The sequence below is a fragment of the Halomonas daqiaonensis genome (assembly GCF_900109725.1).
GTDB lineage: Bacteria > Pseudomonadota > Gammaproteobacteria > Pseudomonadales > Halomonadaceae > Halomonas > Halomonas daqiaonensis.
On sequence record NZ_FOBC01000010.1, the window covers coordinates 29715 to 45161 of the forward strand.

The following is a 15447-nucleotide window of genomic DNA, read 5'->3' on the forward strand; positions in this document are numbered from 1 at the left end:
TGCAGGATAACGACAGTCGTTTCGTCACAGGGGGCTTGCACGATGGCAATGGATCGGGAGAGTGGTTCCCACGCCTATCTGACCACCACGGAGGTGGCCGACTACCTGCGCCTCAAGGAGCGCAAGGTGTATGACCTGGTGCGCCAGGGGGCGATGCCCTGCGTGCGCGTCACCGGCAAGCTGCTGTTCCCTCGCCAGAGCATCGATCTGTGGCTGATGAATCACTTGGAAGGTGACCGGGCGAGCAGCACGCCCGTACCCGTGGTGCTGGCGGGCAGCCAGGATCCGCTGCTGGAGTGGGCGGTGCGCGAGAGCGGTGCGGGGCTGGCACTGCTCTGCCACGGCAGCGGTGACGGGGTGCGACACCTGCTGTCCGGCGAGGCGATGGTGGCGGGCATGCACCTGCTGGACGCGCACAGCGGCGGCTACAACCGGCCCGAGGCGCTGGGGCTCGGGGGGATGCGCGACCTGGTGATGGTGCGCTGGGCGACCCGGCGGCAGGGGCTGCTACTGGCGCCTGACAACCCGCTGGGCATCGGGTCGCTGGAGGACCTGGCCGGGGACGCGGTGCGCCTCGCCCATCGCCAGCCGGATGCCGGTGCCCACCGTCTGCTGGAATGGCTGCTGGCCCGGGTGGATATCGATGCCGCCCGGCTGCACTTTACCGAGCACCCGTCGCTCAATGAGGATGACCTGGCGCTGGCGATCCGCCAGGGCGAGGCGGATGCGGGACTGGGCGTGGAGGCGGCGGCTCGCCGCCAGGGACTCGCCTTCGTGCCGCTGCATGAAGAGGCCTTCGACCTGGCCCTGCGGCGGCGCAGCTATTTCGAGGCGCCGATCCAACGGCTGCTGGCCTTCGCTCGGGAGGCACGCTTCGCCGAGCGCGCAGAAGCGCTGGGCGGCTACGAGGTCAGTGAGCTGGGGCGGGTGGTCTACAACGCCTGAATGGCACCCGCTACCGATCGGGCATGTTGCGGGTTCCCGGCACGCCCTTGAGGCGCCGGCGCAGGGCGGCCTTGCCCATCATATGGGCGCTGACCGGGGCAGTGGCGAACAGGAAGATCGTCACCAGGGCTTCCTGAACCGAGACACCGTCCTGCTGCAGGCTGAAATAGAGCAGCGAGCCGATCAGCGTGCAACCGACGCCCAGGGTGCTGGCCTTGGTGGGGCCGTGAAGTCGTGTGTAGAAGTCGGGCAGCTTGGCCAGCCCCCAGGAGCCGATCAGCGCGACTAGGGCGCCGAACAGCAGGAAGGCGACGACGATGATTTGCAGGTACCACGGCATGTCGATGCTGGTCATTCGATGACGTCCCCCCGAAGCAGGTACTTGCTCATGGCCACGGTGCTGATGAAGCCCATCAGGGCGATCAGCAGGGCCAGCTCGAAGAGCATGCCGATCCCCATCCAGATGTCTGAGAGTACGATCAGCGCGATGCTGTTGATCATCAGGGTGTCCAGCGCCAGGATCCGGTCGACGATATCCGGGCCGATGGCCAGGCGGTAGAGGTTGAGCAAGGCGGCGACGGCGAAGAGCGCCATGGCGATGGGTATGACGACGGCAATCATCGGAAGATCTCCTCGAGCGGATGCTCGTAACGCTCACGAATGGTGGCGATGGCCTCGTTCTCGTCCTCCAGATGCAGGGCATGCACCAGCAGGCTATTGGCCTTCGCATCGTAGTGGAGCGAGACGGTGCCGGGAGTCAGCGAGATGGTGCTGGCCAGGATGGTGATGGCGAAGTCGTCGTCCAGGGTCAGCGGATAGATGAAGAATCCCGGCTGCAGATGTCGGGTGGGGCGCAGAATGCGCAGGGCCACCACCAGGTTGGAGCGCAGGATGTCCACCAGCAGCACCAGCAGGTAGCGCAGCAGCGGCAGAGGGCGCTTGATCCTGGCTTCCTCGGGCCAGAAGGCGTGGGTCATGAAGGGAATGGCTACCCCCAGGGCCAGCCCCAGCAGGGCATGAGCCACGCTGAAGTCGTTGACCATCAACAGCCAGAGCAGCGCCAGGAACAGCGAGAACAGCGGATGCGGTAGCCAGAACTGCCGGGAGCGGAACGACGGTGTCATGGTGAGATCTCCTGGCCGGCAGCGGTGGCCTCCGGCAGCACGGCGGTGATGTAGGCCTGCGGGTTTAGCAGTTGCTCTGCGGTCAGCTCGAGGTAGCCCATCACCGGTTCGCCGAACACCGCCAGAAGCCCGTTGAGGCCGACCATGAAGGACACCAGCGTCAGCGGGCCCCGCTCGAGCGGATAGGGGCTGGCCATCTCGCCGGGGCGCCAGAACCAGCTGCTGCCGGTGCGGCTGAGGGCGATCAGGGTCAGCAGTGCGGCAGCCAGCAGCACGCCCCACAGCCAGAACCCCTGGGGCTCCTGAGCGCTGGCCTGCAGGATCCACGCCTTGCTGACGAAGCCGCTGAAAGGGGGCAGGCCGACCATGGCGATGGCGGCAATGAAGAACAGGCTGCCCAGCAGCCAGCGATGCCCGATGGGGCCGGTCGCCGAGAAGCGGTCGTAGCCCTCCTCCCGCTGCTGGCCGAGCAGGTCGGCCAGCAGGAAGAAGACGGCGGTCATGCCGGTGCTGTGGATCAGGTAGAAGAGCGCGGCACCGAGGCTTGCCTCGGTGGCGAAGCTGATGGTGGCCAGCAGGGTGCCCACCGAGAGAATCACCAGGTAGGCGGTCAGGGTGCGCAGGCTGTTCGAGCCCAGCACCCCGACGCCGCCCAGCGCCAGGGTCAGCAGCGCCAGCGGCCACAGCCAGCCCCAGGCAGTCTCGCTGACCGGTGTCTCGCCCAGCGCGAAGACCAGCAGGAAGACTCGCAGGATGGCGTAGATGCCGACCTTGGTCATGATGGCGAAGAGCGCGGCGACCGGTGCGCTTGCGGCCGAATAGGCGCGCGGCAGCCAGAACAGCAGCGGCAGGATGGCGGCCTTGATGCCGAATACCACCAGCAGGACCAGGCTGGCGGCGGCGAGCAGCGGCGCATCGCCCGGCGGCGCATCCGCCACCCGCAGGGCCAGGTCGGCCATGTTGAGGGTGCCGGTGAGGCCATAGAGGGTCCCCAGGGCGATCAGGAACAGCGCCGAGCCCGCCAGGTTGATGATCACGTAGTGTAGCCCGGCACGGCTGCGGGCCCGTCCCCCGCCGTGCAGCAGCAGGGCATAGGAGGCGATCAGCAGGATCTCGAAGAACACGAAGAGGTTGAACAGGTCGCCGGTCAGGAAGGCGCCGTTGAGGCCGGCCAGCTGGAACTGGAAGAGGGCATGGAAGTGTGCCCCCCGCTTGTCGCTGCCGCTGCTGGCATAGAGCAGGCAGCAGAAACCCAGCACGGCGGTCAGCGCCAGCATGATGGCGGAGAGCCGGTCGAGGACCAGCACGATGCCGAACGGTGCCGGCCAGTCGCCGGCGTGGTAGAGAACATGCTCGCCGCTGCCGGCGATCTGAAGGCACCAGATCCCCAGCAGCACCAGCCAGAAGGTGCTCGCGAACCCCAGCAGGCGCTGCAGGGCGAAGGGCGCCTGGTAGAACAGCAGCTGCCCGGCACCGGTGATCAGCGGCAGCAGTATCGGCAGGATCAGGGCGTGGTTCATGCGCGGTCCTCGTCGGGATTCTCACCGTCCACGTGGTCGTTGCGCAGCTCTACCGCCGCCTTGAGGGCCAGCACCACGACGAAGGCAGTCATCGCGAAGCCGATGACAATGGCGGTGAGCACCAGGGCCTGAGGCAGCGGGTCCGCCGAGCGCCCGGTGAGGCCGACGATGGCCGGCGCTCCGGCGACCAGGCGTCCCGAGGCGAACAGGTAGAGGTTCACCGCATGGGAGAGCAGCGTCAGCCCCAGGATGACCGTGAAGGTGCGCGCCCGCAGCAGCAGGTAGACCCCGCAGGTGGTCAGCACGCCGAGGGTGATCGCGTAGAGGAGTTCCATCAGCCGATCTCCTTGCCGGGGCCGGCCACGGTCATCAGCTTGCCGAGGTTGGCGAGTATCAGCAGCGTCGCCCCGACCACGGTGGCGTAGACCCCGAGGTCGAAGAGCATGGCGGTGGCCAGCTCGAACTCGCCGATCAATGGCAGGTGCATGTGGCCATGTGCGGAGGTGAGGAAGGGGTAACCGAACAGCCAGCTGCCCAGGCCGGTCAGCACGGCGATCAGGATCCCGGCGCCGATCAGCGGCCGGAAGGGAGAGAGCATGCGTTCCTGGGCCCAGACCAGCCCGCCCGCCATGTACTGCAGGGTCAGCGCCACCGCGGTGATCAGCCCGGCGATGAAGCCGCCGCCGGGCAGGTTGTGGCCGCGCAGGAAGATATAGGCCGAGACCAGAAGGGCGATCGGCAACACCAGGCGGGCCACGGTGCTGAGCATGATCGGATGGGGCTCGGCGACCCAGTGCCCGGGGTTGGTATCCACCACGCGCTCCTTGAGGTGCAGGTCGCGAGTGAAGGCGAACACCGCCACGGCGGCGATGCCGAGCACGGTGATCTCGCCCAGGGTATCGAAGCCGCGGAAGTCCACCAGGATGACGTTGACCACGTTGGTGCCGCCGCCACCGGGAACGCTGTTAGCCAGGAAGAAGTCGGAGATCGTCTCCTGCGGGCGGGTGAGGATGGCGAAGCTGAAGGCCGTTACGCCGATGCCCATCAGCACGGCGATGGCGAGGTCGCGCCCCATCCGGAAGGGTGTCGATCCCAGGGGTGACGTCTGCGGCAGGAAGGAGAGCGCCAGCATCATGATCACCACGGCCATCACCTCCACCATCAATTGGGTCAGGGCGAGGTCCGGCGCCGAGAAGCGGGCAAAGGTGACGGTGACGAAGAGCCCGGTCACGCCGAGCAACAGCAAGGCCGGCAGGCGGAGATGGTGGTAGACCACCACGCCGATCGCCGCCAGGCAGAGCAGGATGGCTGCCAGCAGGGTCAAGGGGTCGAGGGGTGCCAGCGCCACTCCGCCGTGCCAGTGGTCGACGGCCAGCAGTTCCAGGCCGACCAGCACCAGTACGGTGAGCAGGATGAAGACCAGGTAGCGCTGCAGCGAGCCGTTCTCCAGCTGGAAGACGCGGCGCTGGGACAGGGCGATAGCGCTGCGCATGAGCCAGTCGAAGATCTCCTTGGCGTCCACCTCCGGCAGGCGAGCGTGCAGGCGAAACAGCGGGTCGCGCATGTGGTAGAAGAGTGCGCCGCCGGCCAGGGCCATCAGGCTCATGACCATGGGCACGCTGCCGCCCAGCGTCGAGAAATCATAGGGATCGACAAGCACCTGACGTGCGGCGGCGAAGGCTGGCTGGACCAGGGCGGAGTAGACGTGCTCCGGCACCAGCCCCACCAGCAGCGTGGACAAGGCCAGCAGCGCGATGGGCGACAGCGCGGCCGTTCGCGGTGACTTGGGCGGCCAGGTCGGCAGATCGATCGGCCGGCCGTTGAAGAAGACGTTGTGGAAGATACGGATCGAGTAGGCCACCGAGAACAGCGCGGCCAGGGTCACCCAGGCGGGAATCACCACGATGGCCCAGTCGGGTGCCGTCACCAGCAGGCTCTCGGTGAACAGCATCTTCTTGCTCAGGTAGCCGCTCATCAGAGGCAGGCCGGCCATGGCGGCGGCGGAGATGCCGGACAGCACCATCAGTGCCGGCATGAAGCGCCACATGCCGTTGATTTGGCGCATGTCGCGGGTGCCGGTGGCGCGATCCACGTAGCCCGCCATCATGAACAGTGGCGCCTTGAACAGCGCATGGCACACCAGGTGGAAGAGCGCCGCCGCCAGCGCCATGGGGGTCCCCAATCCCAGCAGCAGCATGATCAGCCCCAGGTGCGAGACCGTGGAGTAGGCCAGCAGCCCCTTCATGTCATGCATGAACATGGCCACGAAGGCGCCCACCATCAGCGTCAGCATGCCGGTCAGGGTCACCAGATGGAACCACTCCGGGGAATCGCCCAGTGCCGGGTGCAGCCGGGCGATCAGGAACAGCCCCGCCTTGACCATGGTGGCGCTGTGCAGATAGGCGGAGACCGGTGTGGGCGCCGTCATGGCGTGGGGCAGCCAGAGGTGGAAGGGGAACTGTGCCGACTTGGTGAAGGCGCCCAGCAGGATCAGGTTGAGCATCAGGCCGTAGTGTTCGTCGGCGCGGATGCGATCGCCCGCCGCCAGCACCGTGGAGAGCTCATAGCCGCCGGCGGCCTGGCCCAGCAGCACCAGGCCGCCGAGCAGTGCCAGCCCGCCACCGCCGGTGATCACCAGTGACATTCGCGCGCCCAGCCTGGCCCCCTGGCGGTCGGTATTGTAGCCGATCAGCAGGAAGGAGATCAGGCTGGTCAGCTCCCAGAAGACCAGCAGGAACAGCAGGTTCTCGGAGAGCACGATGCCCAGCATGACCGACATGAACAGCAGGATCAGGGTGAAGAAGCGCGCCGATGCATCGTTACCCTCGAAGTAGTAGCGCGCATACAGCAGGATCAGACAGCCGATGCCGGTGATCAGCAGGGCGAACAGCAGACCCAGGCCGTCGAGGCGAAAGGCCACGTTGAGGCCCAGCGACGGCAGCCAGGTCAGTTGCTGCACGATGGCTTCGCCGCCGTGCATGACGTGTGGCAACCAGCTCAGCAGCAGAAGCAGGCTCAATAGGGCGGGAATCGCCGAGACCGAGGCCAGCAGGCGCGATGATCGACCCTGCATCAGGGCGGGCAGGCAGGCGCCCGTCAGCGGTAGAAGGATGATCAGCGCAAGTGGCATGGGACTCGTCTCCCCGTCCAGCATCGAGTGCGACATGTTTCCGACACTTCACACCCCGGCAGCGTGGTCTGCCTTGATTGGTGTCAACCGGGGGTGATGTCGTTGGAAACTCGCCGAAGGGCGTCTCGAGTCGAGATTACCTGCCCCGCAGGGGATGGTGAAGGCCTGCGGCTGATCCTGCTTGCGCTTGGGCAGGCCCTGCGAGAAGTTGCCGTCGGGTGCGGCTCACGCCTCGGCCCCGGTGCTGGCCTGGCGCTTCACCGGCACCTCGTCGATGAACCAGTGCAGGGCCGCTGCCGCCACCGAGAGGAGGATGGCGATCTTCCACACCACAGCGTAGTCGCCGTAGAGGTCGTAGAAGTAGCCGCCCAGCCAGACGCCCGTGAAGGAGCCCAACTGGTGGAAGAGGAAGACGATGCCGCCGAGCATGGAGAGGTGGCGCACGCCGAACACCGAGGCGACGATGCCGTTGGTCAGCGGCACGGTTGAGAGCCACAATAGGCCCATTGCGATACCGAACAGGTAGGCGCTGGCCGGGCTCAGGGGGACGACGAGGAAGATGGTGATCACCACGCCGCGGATCAGGTAGAGCCAGGTCAGCAGTCGCGGCTTGGAGAGAAAGCCGCCCAGCCAGCCGGCGGTGTAGGTGCCGACGATGTTGAACAGCCCCACCAGTGCCAGGACGGTGCCACCCACCTGCACGGCGATGCCGTTATCGACGAGATATCCAGGCAGGTGGACGCCGATGAATACTACCTGGAAACCGCAGACGAAGAAGCCCAGGCAGAGCAGCCAGAAGCCGCGATGGCCGGCTGCCTCGTCGAGTGCGGCTCGCAACGATAGGTCGCTGGCCTGTCGGGGCGAGGGGCGGTCGCGCAGCATCCCGCCCAGGGGCACCATCAATGCCGCCAGCCCGCCCATCACCAGCAGGGCGGCGGACCAGCCGAGCCACTCCAGCAGCCCCAGGGTGCCGGGCAGCATCGCGAACTGGCCGAAGGAGCCCGCGGCACTGACGATGCCCATGGCCAGGCTGCGCTTCTCGGGTGGCACGGCGCGCCCCACGGCGCCGAGGATCACCGAGAAGGTGGTGCCTGACAGGCCCAGGCCGATCAGCAGCCCGGCACTCACCGACATGCCCAGGGCCGAGTCCGACCCTCCCATCATGGCCAGCCCCAGGGCATAGAGCAGCCCTCCCGCCGCCACCACTCGCGCAGCCCCGAAGCGATCGGCCAGGGCCCCGCTGAAGGGCTGGGACAGCCCCCAGATCAGGTTCTGCAGGGCCAGGGCGAAGGCGAAGACCTCACGCCCCCAGCCCAGGTCACTGCTCATCGGCTCCATGAACAAGCCGAAACCATGGCGCAGGCCCATGGCCAACGAGATGACCAGGCTGCCCAGGACGATGATCAGCAGGGTGTGGCGGCGAAGCGCATCCATTCGGGGAGAGACCTGTTTGCAGACTAATGACAAGCCACTATCGCGCGATCATCCACGTCTTGCCACTGTCGCTGTCCCGAGACAGTTACCCGGCCGCCATCCTAGGCGACGGAGGCCGGGCGTGATGGGTTTTGCGTCAGGGTTGCGCTCATCTCCCGAGCCCCATGAGCAGCAGCCAGCCACCATAGGCCACCAGGGCCAGGCCGAGCCCATCGGCCAGGCACTTCCAGGGGGAGACCAGCTTTTCCAGCAGAATGACCAGGGTGAGCAGGGCCATCCATGCCAGGTTCATCACCCCACCGATGAACATCAGTGCCATCAGCGCCCAGCAGCAGCCCGCACAGTACAGACCGAGCAGGATGCCGGCCCGCAGGGCGCGAACTCGGCTGGCAGGGAACCCCTCGGCGACCATGCCCAGTGGGCTGCGGCAACGGTACAGGCAGGCGTGCTTCAACGGTGTCCACTGGAAGGCGCCGGCGGCCAGCACCAGCAAACCGGCCGGGACGCTGTCATTCAGTGCTCGGGAGTACGACAACAGGCCCAGTGCATGGAGCCCCCATTGGCTGGTCGTGGCCAGGGCCGCGTAACCCGCCCAGGCGAGCAGGTAACCGAGCGCAAAAAGGTAGGGCAGCGACGCCCCCGTTCTGAGCTGGGGCCGCGCTGCGGCGAACATCAGGATGCCCGGCGCGGCCCCCGGCAGCATCATTCCGACCATCATCACCATCCACATGATGAAGGTGGCCCAGGGCCGGAAGGACATGGGGGCCTCCATGCCCGGCATGCCTCCGGCCATGCGTACCAGATACCACCAGCTCAACACGGTGGCCAGCGCCAGACAGCCCACCAGCAGGGCACGATCGTGGCGTAGCGTGTGCAGGGAAATGGCACGCATCTCGCGCTCCTGCTGTTGTCCTTACGCCGCCTGATACTGGAAAGGAGAATAGAAGGCGGTGCGGCCGCCGAAGCTCCAGTCCAGGCCGTAGCCGCGGTGAGAGACCTGCTCCGATTGCGCCACCGTCCCGGTATTGCCTGGCGCAATCGCGACAGGATGGCCGCTGATGGTGACTTCCTCGCCGTTCTGTCCTGCGATGGCATTCAGCGAGGCCTCGGCGATCTCGCCCACTTCGAGCCGCTGGTGCTGGCTTTCGATGTCGTAGCGCATCGGCAAGGACTCGACCGCCAGGATCTCGCCGACGAAGCCGGCGAGGGTGGCCGGATGCCCCCCGGCACTGCCGCCGAAGATCTGTACCAGGGCGTCATGCTGTTGCTGGTTGGCGCTGGCGTCGACGTAGACCACTACTTTCCAGTCGCCGGCGGTCATGTTTCCCGGGGCATGCAGGGCCATGGCAAGATTCAGCCCATCGAGGGAGGTGCCATCCATGCTCCCACGATCGATATGCCATGCCACCAGGGCGTCGCAGCTGCCTTCCGTGGGATCCTCGCCGAACAGGCAGGGACAGGCTCCCTTGCAGTTGCAGGCCTCGAAGTAGGTGCCCTCGATTCGCCATTGTGTCGTCATGATCGAATCTCCTCTGGGTCTTTGTCTGTGGGTGAGAGTCGTCACTGGATGTCGTGTCATTCCCATCCGTGTCTTACACGTATAGCGCCTTGTCGGGTGCCGCTCTCGAGAAGGCGATGAGAATTCCATGAGAATCGATATCGAGGCGACGACGTGGTGAGCTTGGATTAGGCTGAAGGAGAGTCACTGCAAGCGGGACGGACCGATGGCAGGCCTGGAACGATGGGTCCCTGGCCCTGCCGGTACGCTGGCAGGCCGGGAAGCGGAGCTGGAGCAACTGTTGACCCTGCTGGACGAGGCGGGGCCGAGGGTGATGTGGGTCCACGGGGTCGCGGGCATCGGCAAGAGCGTCCTAGTGGGCCGTTTCGTGCATAACGCCGAGCGTGGCGGCGTTCGCTGTCTGTTCCTGGAAGGAGGCAGTATCGAGCCTACGCCCGAGGGTTTCCTGACCGCCCTGGGCGAGGCAGTGCAGACCCGCCTCGAGACCTTGCCTGATCTGGAAGGCCTGTTGGAGGGGCTATTGGAAGGGCAGCAGCGCCGGCTGTTGATCATCGCCGTGGACGGCGTCGAGGCCTTGCATCTGCTGGACACCTGGCTGCGCTCTTCGCTGGTGCCGCAGTTGCCCGATGGCGTGCGGCTTCTGCTCAGCGGGCGTCATCGGCCGGCAACGCGCTGGCACGGCGGGCCGGAGGGGCGGGGGGTGCGAGTGCTGTCGATGGCTCCCCTGGCCATCTCCGATGCGACGCGATTGCTGGAAAGCCTGGGCTTTTCCGGTGCGCAGGCGACGGCCCTGGCAAGGCGGCTGCACGGTAATCCGCTGGCGATCCAACTGGCCGCTGCCACCTTGCCCGCACGCCCCGGCTTCCGGCTGCCAGAGGCCTCCCTGCAGCAGCTCATGGACGCACTCACCGAGCTTTACCTGGCGGATATCACCGATCCGCTCCAGCGTCGCTTGCTGGAGGGGGCCAGCGTGGTGCGCCGTATCACCGAACCGCTGCTGGAGGCCATGTTCCCCGAGGTCTCGCCCGATGATGCCTATGCTCGCCTGCGCACGCTCGACCTCGTCGAGGCCCTGCCAGACGGCCTGGGCCTGCATGAGATGGTGCGCGAGGCGCTGGAGCGGAGTTTTCTCGCCCGGGACCCGCAGCGTCACGGGCGCTATCGCCGTCGGGCCTGGCAGGCCCTGGCGAGGCAGGTCGCCGGATCGGGGCGCAGCGAGTTGTGGCGTTACACCGCCGATCTGCTCTATCTGGTCGAGAACCCCGTCGTACGCGAAGCCTTCTTCCCGTCGGACCGTCCCGAGCTGGTGGTGGAGCCGGCACACCCGGGTGACGTGCCCACGCTTCAGGACATTATCCATCGCCATGAAGGTCCCGAAGGAGCGCGGGCCCTGTGGCGATGGTGGCAGGCGATGCCCGAGGCCTTCTTCGTGGTGCGCGATACAGGAGGCCGGTGCCAGGGCCTGTGTTGCCGTTTCGATCCCCACCAGGCGTCGCCCAGGTGCCTGGCCGAGGATCCCGTCACCGCGGCCTGGTGCAAGGCGCTGAAGGCCTCGCCCTTGCCCGACGGCGAGCGGGTGCTGTTCATTCGCCGCTGGTTGGGACGCGACGACGGCGAACGCCCGGGCGAGGTCCAGGCCGCCTGTTGGCTGGCCCTCAAGCGCGATTACATGGAGATGCGGCCGGCCCTGCGCCGCGTCTATCTGGTGCTCTCCGACCTTTCCCCCTATGCGGCGGTCGCCGAGACGCTGGGGTTCCGGCCGCTACCGACTCGCGTCACCCTGGACGGAGTCGAGCATGCCTCCGCGATGCTCGACTTCGGACCGCGTTCGGTGGACGGCTGGCTGGCTCGGCTGGCTGCCGCGGAGCTAGGGCTGGAGGGCGCCACCGAATGGCTGGATCGACAGGCGCACGAGCTGATCCACCATGACCGCCGCATTGCCCTGACGCCGCTGGAATTCGGCGTGCTCACGTACCTGCTGGATCGTGAAGGCGAAGCGGTATCCCGTGAGCGGCTGCTGCAGGAGGTATGGCAGAGCGACTATACGGGCTGGAGCAACAAGGTGGATGCCGTGGTGGTGGGACTGCGGCGCAAGCTGCGGGATGAGGCGGGCCGCATCGAGACGGTGACAGGGGTCGGTTACCGCTATCGCCATGGCGACCTCTGCCCGCCTGACCTGTGAAGGCAGGGGCGCTGTCGAGGAAACGCTGAGTGCATGCGTGCCATTCAGCGATGGTGCATCTCAGTGTTTCCTTCTAGCCTCACCCCTCCTTCAGGGCGCGCTCCAGGATCGCCAGCCGGCCCGGCACCAGGGCATCTTCCACGGCAGTGATGCGCAGCACGTGCCCGAGGTTCGGGTGAGCCGGACGGGCAATCAGTCGTCCGTCCTCGAGCAGTTCCCGGTTGACTCGCTCGGCGAGCTCGGCGCTGGGCAGCCGGATGGCGATGAAGTTGGTGGCGCTGGGCAGCACCTCGGCGCCGAGCCCGCGGAAGTGCTCGGCCAGTCGTTCGCGACGCTTGAGTACTGCGGCGATGTGCTCGTGGGTCTCGTCGGGATGGTCCAGGACCAACTCGGCGGCGGCTTGGGTCAGCGTCGAGACCGCATAGTGGATGCGTACCTTCATCATCATCGCCAGGGTCTCGGGCTCCGCGATGGCATAGCCGACTCGCAGCCCGGCCATGCCGTGGGCCTTGGAGAGGGTGCGCAGGCGGATCACGCCGGGCAGGACCTCACGAGCGAAGGGCGACTCGGCATCGTCGCGGAAGTCGTGGTAGGCCTCGTCGAGCAGCAGCCAGCAGTCGTCGGGCAGCGTCTCGCGCAGGCGGCGAACGGCCGCGTCGTCGTGCAGATGGCCGCCGGGGTTGTCGGGATTGGCCAGGTAGACCAGCCGGGCCTGCTCCCGCCGGGCAGCGGTGGAAAGGGCCTCGAGGTCGGGGGCGAGGCGGCCCGGCGCCTCGTCGTAGGGCACCTCGACCAGCCGGCAGCCCTGGCCCCGGGCGAAGTAGCCGAAGGTGGGGTAGGTGCCGCCGGTGGCCACCACGCTAGTGCCGGGTTCGGCCACGGTGCGCAGGGTGAGGGCGATCAGGCTGTCGGCCCCGGCGTCGACCAGCAGGGCCTCGAGCGGGATGCCCTGCTGCTCAGCGAGCCGCTGACGAATTCCCAGTGCCTCCGAATCCCCGTAGCAGTAGGCATGCTCGACCATGGCGTCGCCGAAGTGTTCGCGCAGGGCACGGTGGGGCATGTCGAGCCCCTCGTTGGAACCCAGGCGATGGGGGATCTCGCGGCCCAGGCGGCGCTCCAGTACGCGGATCCCGGGGAAGGGGTTGGTCGGACCGTCGCCGGTCAAGTGGTCGGGAAAGCGGGGCATCGTGAACTCCCAGTCAGGTGTGGTCCGGGGGAATGGTGTCACGGTCGGCCAGGCGCGGGTCGTGGTCAAGGCGCCGCTTGCCGAGCATGACGACGGCAATCGCCGCGAGGATCAGCAGCAGAGCCACCACGACCTGCAGCGTCAGCGGCTCGCCCAGCAGTAGGCTGGCGCTGACGACACCGACCACCGGAATGATCAGAGTGCTGATGGTGGACTGGCCTAGGGTGAGGCGGTTGACGTTGCGAAACCATAGCATCTGCGCCAGGCAGATCGAGAACACCAGATGGTAACCCAGTGCCAGCCATGTCGTGTCGAGCCAGTCGCCGGGCAGGGGCGGGGTTTCCTGCCATGCCGCGAGCCCGATCATTGGTGCAGCACAGATCGCGAACTGCCAGCCGGTGATCACCACCGGATGGCTTTCCCAGTGACCTCGTCGCTTGATCAGCACGGTACCCAGCGCCCAGGAAACGGCTGCCCCGAGCACGATAACGGGCCCGATGAGGTCTTCGGTTCGCGCTGCCAGTGCCGCGGGCCCGAGCAGCACGACAAGCCCCAGTTGCCCAGTGGCCAGGCCCAGCCACTGGCGCGGCCTGACAACTTCGCCGAGCAGTCCCCAGGCCATCAGCAATGCCCAGCACGGCATGGTGAAGGCGATGATCGCCGCCTGGGAGGTCGGCATGCGCAGCTGGGCAAAGGCGGTGGCAAGGTTGAAGCCGAGGATGGTGAACAGTCCGGTGACCGCGAGCCACGGCCACTCCCGGCCCGCCACGCGAAGCGGCAGGCCGCGCCAGTAGGCCCAACCCAGCAGCACCAGTGCGCCGGCGGTGAAGCCGATGGCTCGCAGGGTGAAGGGCGGAAGATCACGGAGGATAAAACGTACCGCTGGCCAGTTACCCCCCCAGAAGAGTCCGATGGCGAGGATCAAGGCCAGCGAACCGAATGCCGGGTTGGCGGCCAGTAGGCGTGTCAGGCGGTCGGTGAGGAAGCGTGCCATCGAGCGTTCAGCCCTGCTTCGGGGCGAGTACCTTGTGGCGATTGAGTAGCCCGTGTGGGTCGAGGGCTCGCTTGAGGGTATGCATCAGCGTGATCTCCTCGGGGGTACGCGAGAGGCCCAGGTAGTTGCGTTTTTCCAGACCGATACCGTGCTCGGCTGACACCGAGCCGCCAAGCTTTGCCAGCGGTGTGTAGACGAGATGCTCGACAGCTCGGCGAGCCGCTGGATCGGCAGTGCCGACTGTGATGGAAATATGCAGGTTGCCGTCGCCCAGATGGCCGAAGGTGACCATGCGCCCTTGAGGCCAGTCGTGGGCCAGCGCTTCCTCCAGCGTGGCGACATAGCGATGCATTTCGGGGATCGGCAGGCTGACGTCGAAAGCAAGTAGTGGCGAGAGGGCCTGGATCAGCCCCTCGATATCCTCGCGGATAGACCAGAGGCCCTGGCGTTGAGAGTCGGACTGGGCGAGGACCGCATCACTGATCAGCCCGTCTTCCAGGGCGCGCTCCAGGGCGAGGGCGAACTGGGTGCCATGGCTCTCCGGGTCGCTCCCCAGTGACTCGAAGAGCACGTAGAAGGGTGCTTCGGGCGACAGCGGTGGCGTGTGTCGACCGCTTTCCTGGGTGAGCAGTCGATAGTGGCTTTGCCACATCGCCTCGAAGGCCGCCAGGCTGCCTCCCAGGCTGCGGCCCAAGTGGCCCAGCAGGCCGGTCAGATCCTCGAAGGAGGGGCAGGCGACCAGTGCTGTCTGCACATCCGGGGTGGGCGGGTGCAGGCGCAGCACCGCCCGGGTGACGATGCCCAGCGTTCCCTCGCTGCCGATGAACAGCTGCTTGAGGTCGAAGCCCGCATTGTTCTTTAGCATGCGGTTCATCGAGCTGACCACGCTGCCGTCGGCCAGCACCGCCTCCAGCCCCAGCACCTGCTGGCGCATCATGCCGTAGCGGATGACCCGGATGCCGCCGGCATTGGTGGCGATGTTGCCGCCGATGGTGCAGCTGCCGCGAGCGCCAAGGTCCAGGGCAAACTGCAGGCCCACCGCCTCGGCGGCCTGCTGGACGCTTTCCAATGGCGCACCCGCCTGCACGGTGAGGGTGGCACTGACTGGGTCGACGGCTTCGATGGCGGTCATCCGCTCGAGCGATACCGCCAGCTCGTCGGGATCCGCCTCGGCCCCATGCATCAGGCCGGTGAGGCCGCCGTGGGTCACCACCGGCTGGCGAGCAGCATGGCAGACACGCATCACCGCGGCGAGCTCCGAGGTCGATCCCGGACGCACGATGGCCCCGGCGCGGCAGGGCGCGCCGGTCAGCCAGTCAGCTCGTCGGGCACTGACATCCTCGCCGGTGAGGACGTTGCTCGCGCCGACGATGGCAGTAATCTCCTTCAAGAGGGCGTCCATGACAGGGTCAG

Annotated in this window: 14 protein-coding genes; 2 read left to right on the forward strand and 12 right to left on the reverse strand. The window is 67.0% G+C overall.

Annotated features, from left to right (window positions below; genetic code table 11):
- Positions 1-42 precede the first annotated feature (42 nt).
- A complete protein-coding gene (locus BMY30_RS09670) occupies positions 43-945 on the forward strand; it encodes a helix-turn-helix transcriptional regulator (RefSeq protein WP_244516172.1) in 903 nt (300 codons plus the stop codon).
- Positions 946-955: 10 nt separating this feature from the next.
- Here the strand turns inward: BMY30_RS09670 and BMY30_RS09675 are convergent, their stop codons facing one another.
- The 9 genes from BMY30_RS09675 to BMY30_RS09715 all read right to left on the reverse strand — a co-directional run bounded on the left by BMY30_RS09675 (position 956) and on the right by BMY30_RS09715 (position 9672).
- Positions 956-1300, reverse strand: coding sequence for a Na+/H+ antiporter subunit G (locus tag BMY30_RS09675; RefSeq protein WP_244516173.1), 345 nt, complete (start codon positions 1298-1300; stop codon positions 956-958).
- On the reverse strand, positions 1297-1566 hold the full coding sequence (locus tag BMY30_RS09680) for a K+/H+ antiporter subunit F (RefSeq protein WP_089713054.1): 270 nt from the start codon (positions 1564-1566) through the stop codon (positions 1297-1299). The genes BMY30_RS09675 and BMY30_RS09680 overlap by 4 nt, the downstream gene beginning before the upstream one ends.
- Positions 1563-2069 carry a Na+/H+ antiporter subunit E gene (locus BMY30_RS09685; RefSeq protein WP_089713058.1) on the reverse strand — a complete coding sequence of 169 codons (507 nt, stop codon included), beginning with the start codon at positions 2067-2069 and terminating at the stop codon, positions 1563-1565. The genes BMY30_RS09680 and BMY30_RS09685 overlap by 4 nt, the downstream gene beginning before the upstream one ends.
- Complete coding sequence (locus tag BMY30_RS09690; RefSeq protein WP_089713061.1) at positions 2066-3589, reverse strand: monovalent cation/H+ antiporter subunit D; 1524 nt, start codon at positions 3587-3589, stop codon at positions 2066-2068. The genes BMY30_RS09685 and BMY30_RS09690 overlap by 4 nt, the downstream gene beginning before the upstream one ends.
- Entirely contained in the window at positions 3586-3924 is a 339-nt protein-coding gene (locus tag BMY30_RS09695) for a Na+/H+ antiporter subunit C (RefSeq protein ID WP_089713063.1), read from the reverse strand. The genes BMY30_RS09690 and BMY30_RS09695 overlap by 4 nt, the downstream gene beginning before the upstream one ends.
- Positions 3924-6719, reverse strand: coding sequence for a monovalent cation/H+ antiporter subunit A (locus BMY30_RS09700; RefSeq protein ID WP_089713066.1), 2796 nt, complete (start codon positions 6717-6719; stop codon positions 3924-3926). Before BMY30_RS09700 ends, BMY30_RS09695 begins: the two co-directional genes overlap by 1 nt.
- A 225-nt stretch (positions 6720-6944) precedes the next feature.
- The gene (locus BMY30_RS09705; protein WP_089713069.1) at positions 6945-8153 is read right to left on the reverse strand and encodes an MFS transporter; all 1209 of its coding nucleotides are present in this window, start codon (positions 8151-8153) and stop codon (positions 6945-6947) included.
- A gap of 148 nt (positions 8154-8301) precedes the next feature.
- Entirely contained in the window at positions 8302-9045 is a 744-nt protein-coding gene (locus tag BMY30_RS09710) for a DUF2182 domain-containing protein (RefSeq protein WP_089713072.1), read from the reverse strand.
- Between the two features lie 21 nt (positions 9046-9066).
- A complete protein-coding gene (locus tag BMY30_RS09715) occupies positions 9067-9672 on the reverse strand; it encodes a DUF1326 domain-containing protein (protein ID WP_089713076.1) in 606 nt (201 codons plus the stop codon).
- Positions 9673-9877: 205 nt separating this feature from the next.
- Between BMY30_RS09715 and BMY30_RS09720 the strand changes: the two genes are divergently transcribed.
- Positions 9878-11854 carry a winged helix-turn-helix domain-containing protein gene (locus tag BMY30_RS09720; RefSeq protein WP_089713079.1) on the forward strand — a complete coding sequence of 659 codons (1977 nt, stop codon included), beginning with the start codon at positions 9878-9880 and terminating at the stop codon, positions 11852-11854.
- Between the two features lie 79 nt (positions 11855-11933).
- Here BMY30_RS09720 and BMY30_RS09725 read toward each other — a convergent pair whose 3' ends face one another.
- Genes BMY30_RS09725 through BMY30_RS09735 form a run of 3 tightly spaced genes read right to left on the reverse strand, consistent with a single transcriptional unit; the run spans position 11934 to position 15436 of the window.
- Positions 11934-13040 (reverse strand): pyridoxal phosphate-dependent aminotransferase, encoded by a 1107-nt coding sequence (locus BMY30_RS09725; RefSeq protein ID WP_089713082.1) that lies wholly within the window; start codon positions 13038-13040, stop codon positions 11934-11936.
- Positions 13041-13053: 13 nt separating this feature from the next.
- Positions 13054-14034, reverse strand: a complete 981-nt coding sequence (locus tag BMY30_RS09730) for a DMT family transporter (protein ID WP_089713085.1) — start codon at positions 14032-14034, stop codon at positions 13054-13056.
- Between the two features lie 7 nt (positions 14035-14041).
- Entirely contained in the window at positions 14042-15436 is a 1395-nt protein-coding gene (locus BMY30_RS09735; protein ID WP_089713088.1) for an FAD-binding oxidoreductase, read from the reverse strand.
- Positions 15437-15447 lie beyond the last annotated feature (11 nt).

What these genes read in the sequence shown, in the direction of transcription:
- BMY30_RS09710 (WP_089713072.1), bottom strand. Translation starts at nt 9,045, where the DNA reads ATGCGTGCCATTTCCCTGCACACGCTACGCCACGATCGTGCCCTGCTG.
- BMY30_RS09695 (WP_089713063.1), bottom strand. Translation starts at nt 3,924, where the DNA reads ATGGAACTCCTCTACGCGATCACCCTCGGCGTGCTGACCACCTGCGGG.
- BMY30_RS09670 (WP_244516172.1), top strand. Translation starts at nt 43, where the DNA reads ATGGCAATGGATCGGGAGAGTGGTTCCCACGCCTATCTGACCACCACG.
- BMY30_RS09700 (WP_089713066.1), bottom strand. Translation starts at nt 6,719, where the DNA reads ATGCCACTTGCGCTGATCATCCTTCTACCGCTGACGGGCGCCTGCCTG.
- BMY30_RS09720 (WP_089713079.1), top strand. Translation starts at nt 9,878, where the DNA reads ATGGCAGGCCTGGAACGATGGGTCCCTGGCCCTGCCGGTACGCTGGCA.
- BMY30_RS09680 (WP_089713054.1), bottom strand. Translation starts at nt 1,566, where the DNA reads ATGATTGCCGTCGTCATACCCATCGCCATGGCGCTCTTCGCCGTCGCC.
- BMY30_RS09715 (WP_089713076.1), bottom strand. Translation starts at nt 9,672, where the DNA reads ATGACGACACAATGGCGAATCGAGGGCACCTACTTCGAGGCCTGCAAC.
- BMY30_RS09730 (WP_089713085.1), bottom strand. Translation starts at nt 14,034, where the DNA reads ATGGCACGCTTCCTCACCGACCGCCTGACACGCCTACTGGCCGCCAAC.
- BMY30_RS09690 (WP_089713061.1), bottom strand. Translation starts at nt 3,589, where the DNA reads ATGAACCACGCCCTGATCCTGCCGATACTGCTGCCGCTGATCACCGGT.
- BMY30_RS09675 (WP_244516173.1), bottom strand. Translation starts at nt 1,300, where the DNA reads ATGACCAGCATCGACATGCCGTGGTACCTGCAAATCATCGTCGTCGCC.
- BMY30_RS09685 (WP_089713058.1), bottom strand. Translation starts at nt 2,069, where the DNA reads ATGACACCGTCGTTCCGCTCCCGGCAGTTCTGGCTACCGCATCCGCTG.
- BMY30_RS09725 (WP_089713082.1), bottom strand. Translation starts at nt 13,040, where the DNA reads ATGCCCCGCTTTCCCGACCACTTGACCGGCGACGGTCCGACCAACCCC.
- BMY30_RS09705 (WP_089713069.1), bottom strand. Translation starts at nt 8,153, where the DNA reads ATGGATGCGCTTCGCCGCCACACCCTGCTGATCATCGTCCTGGGCAGC.
- BMY30_RS09735 (WP_089713088.1), bottom strand. Translation starts at nt 15,436, where the DNA reads ATGGACGCCCTCTTGAAGGAGATTACTGCCATCGTCGGCGCGAGCAAC.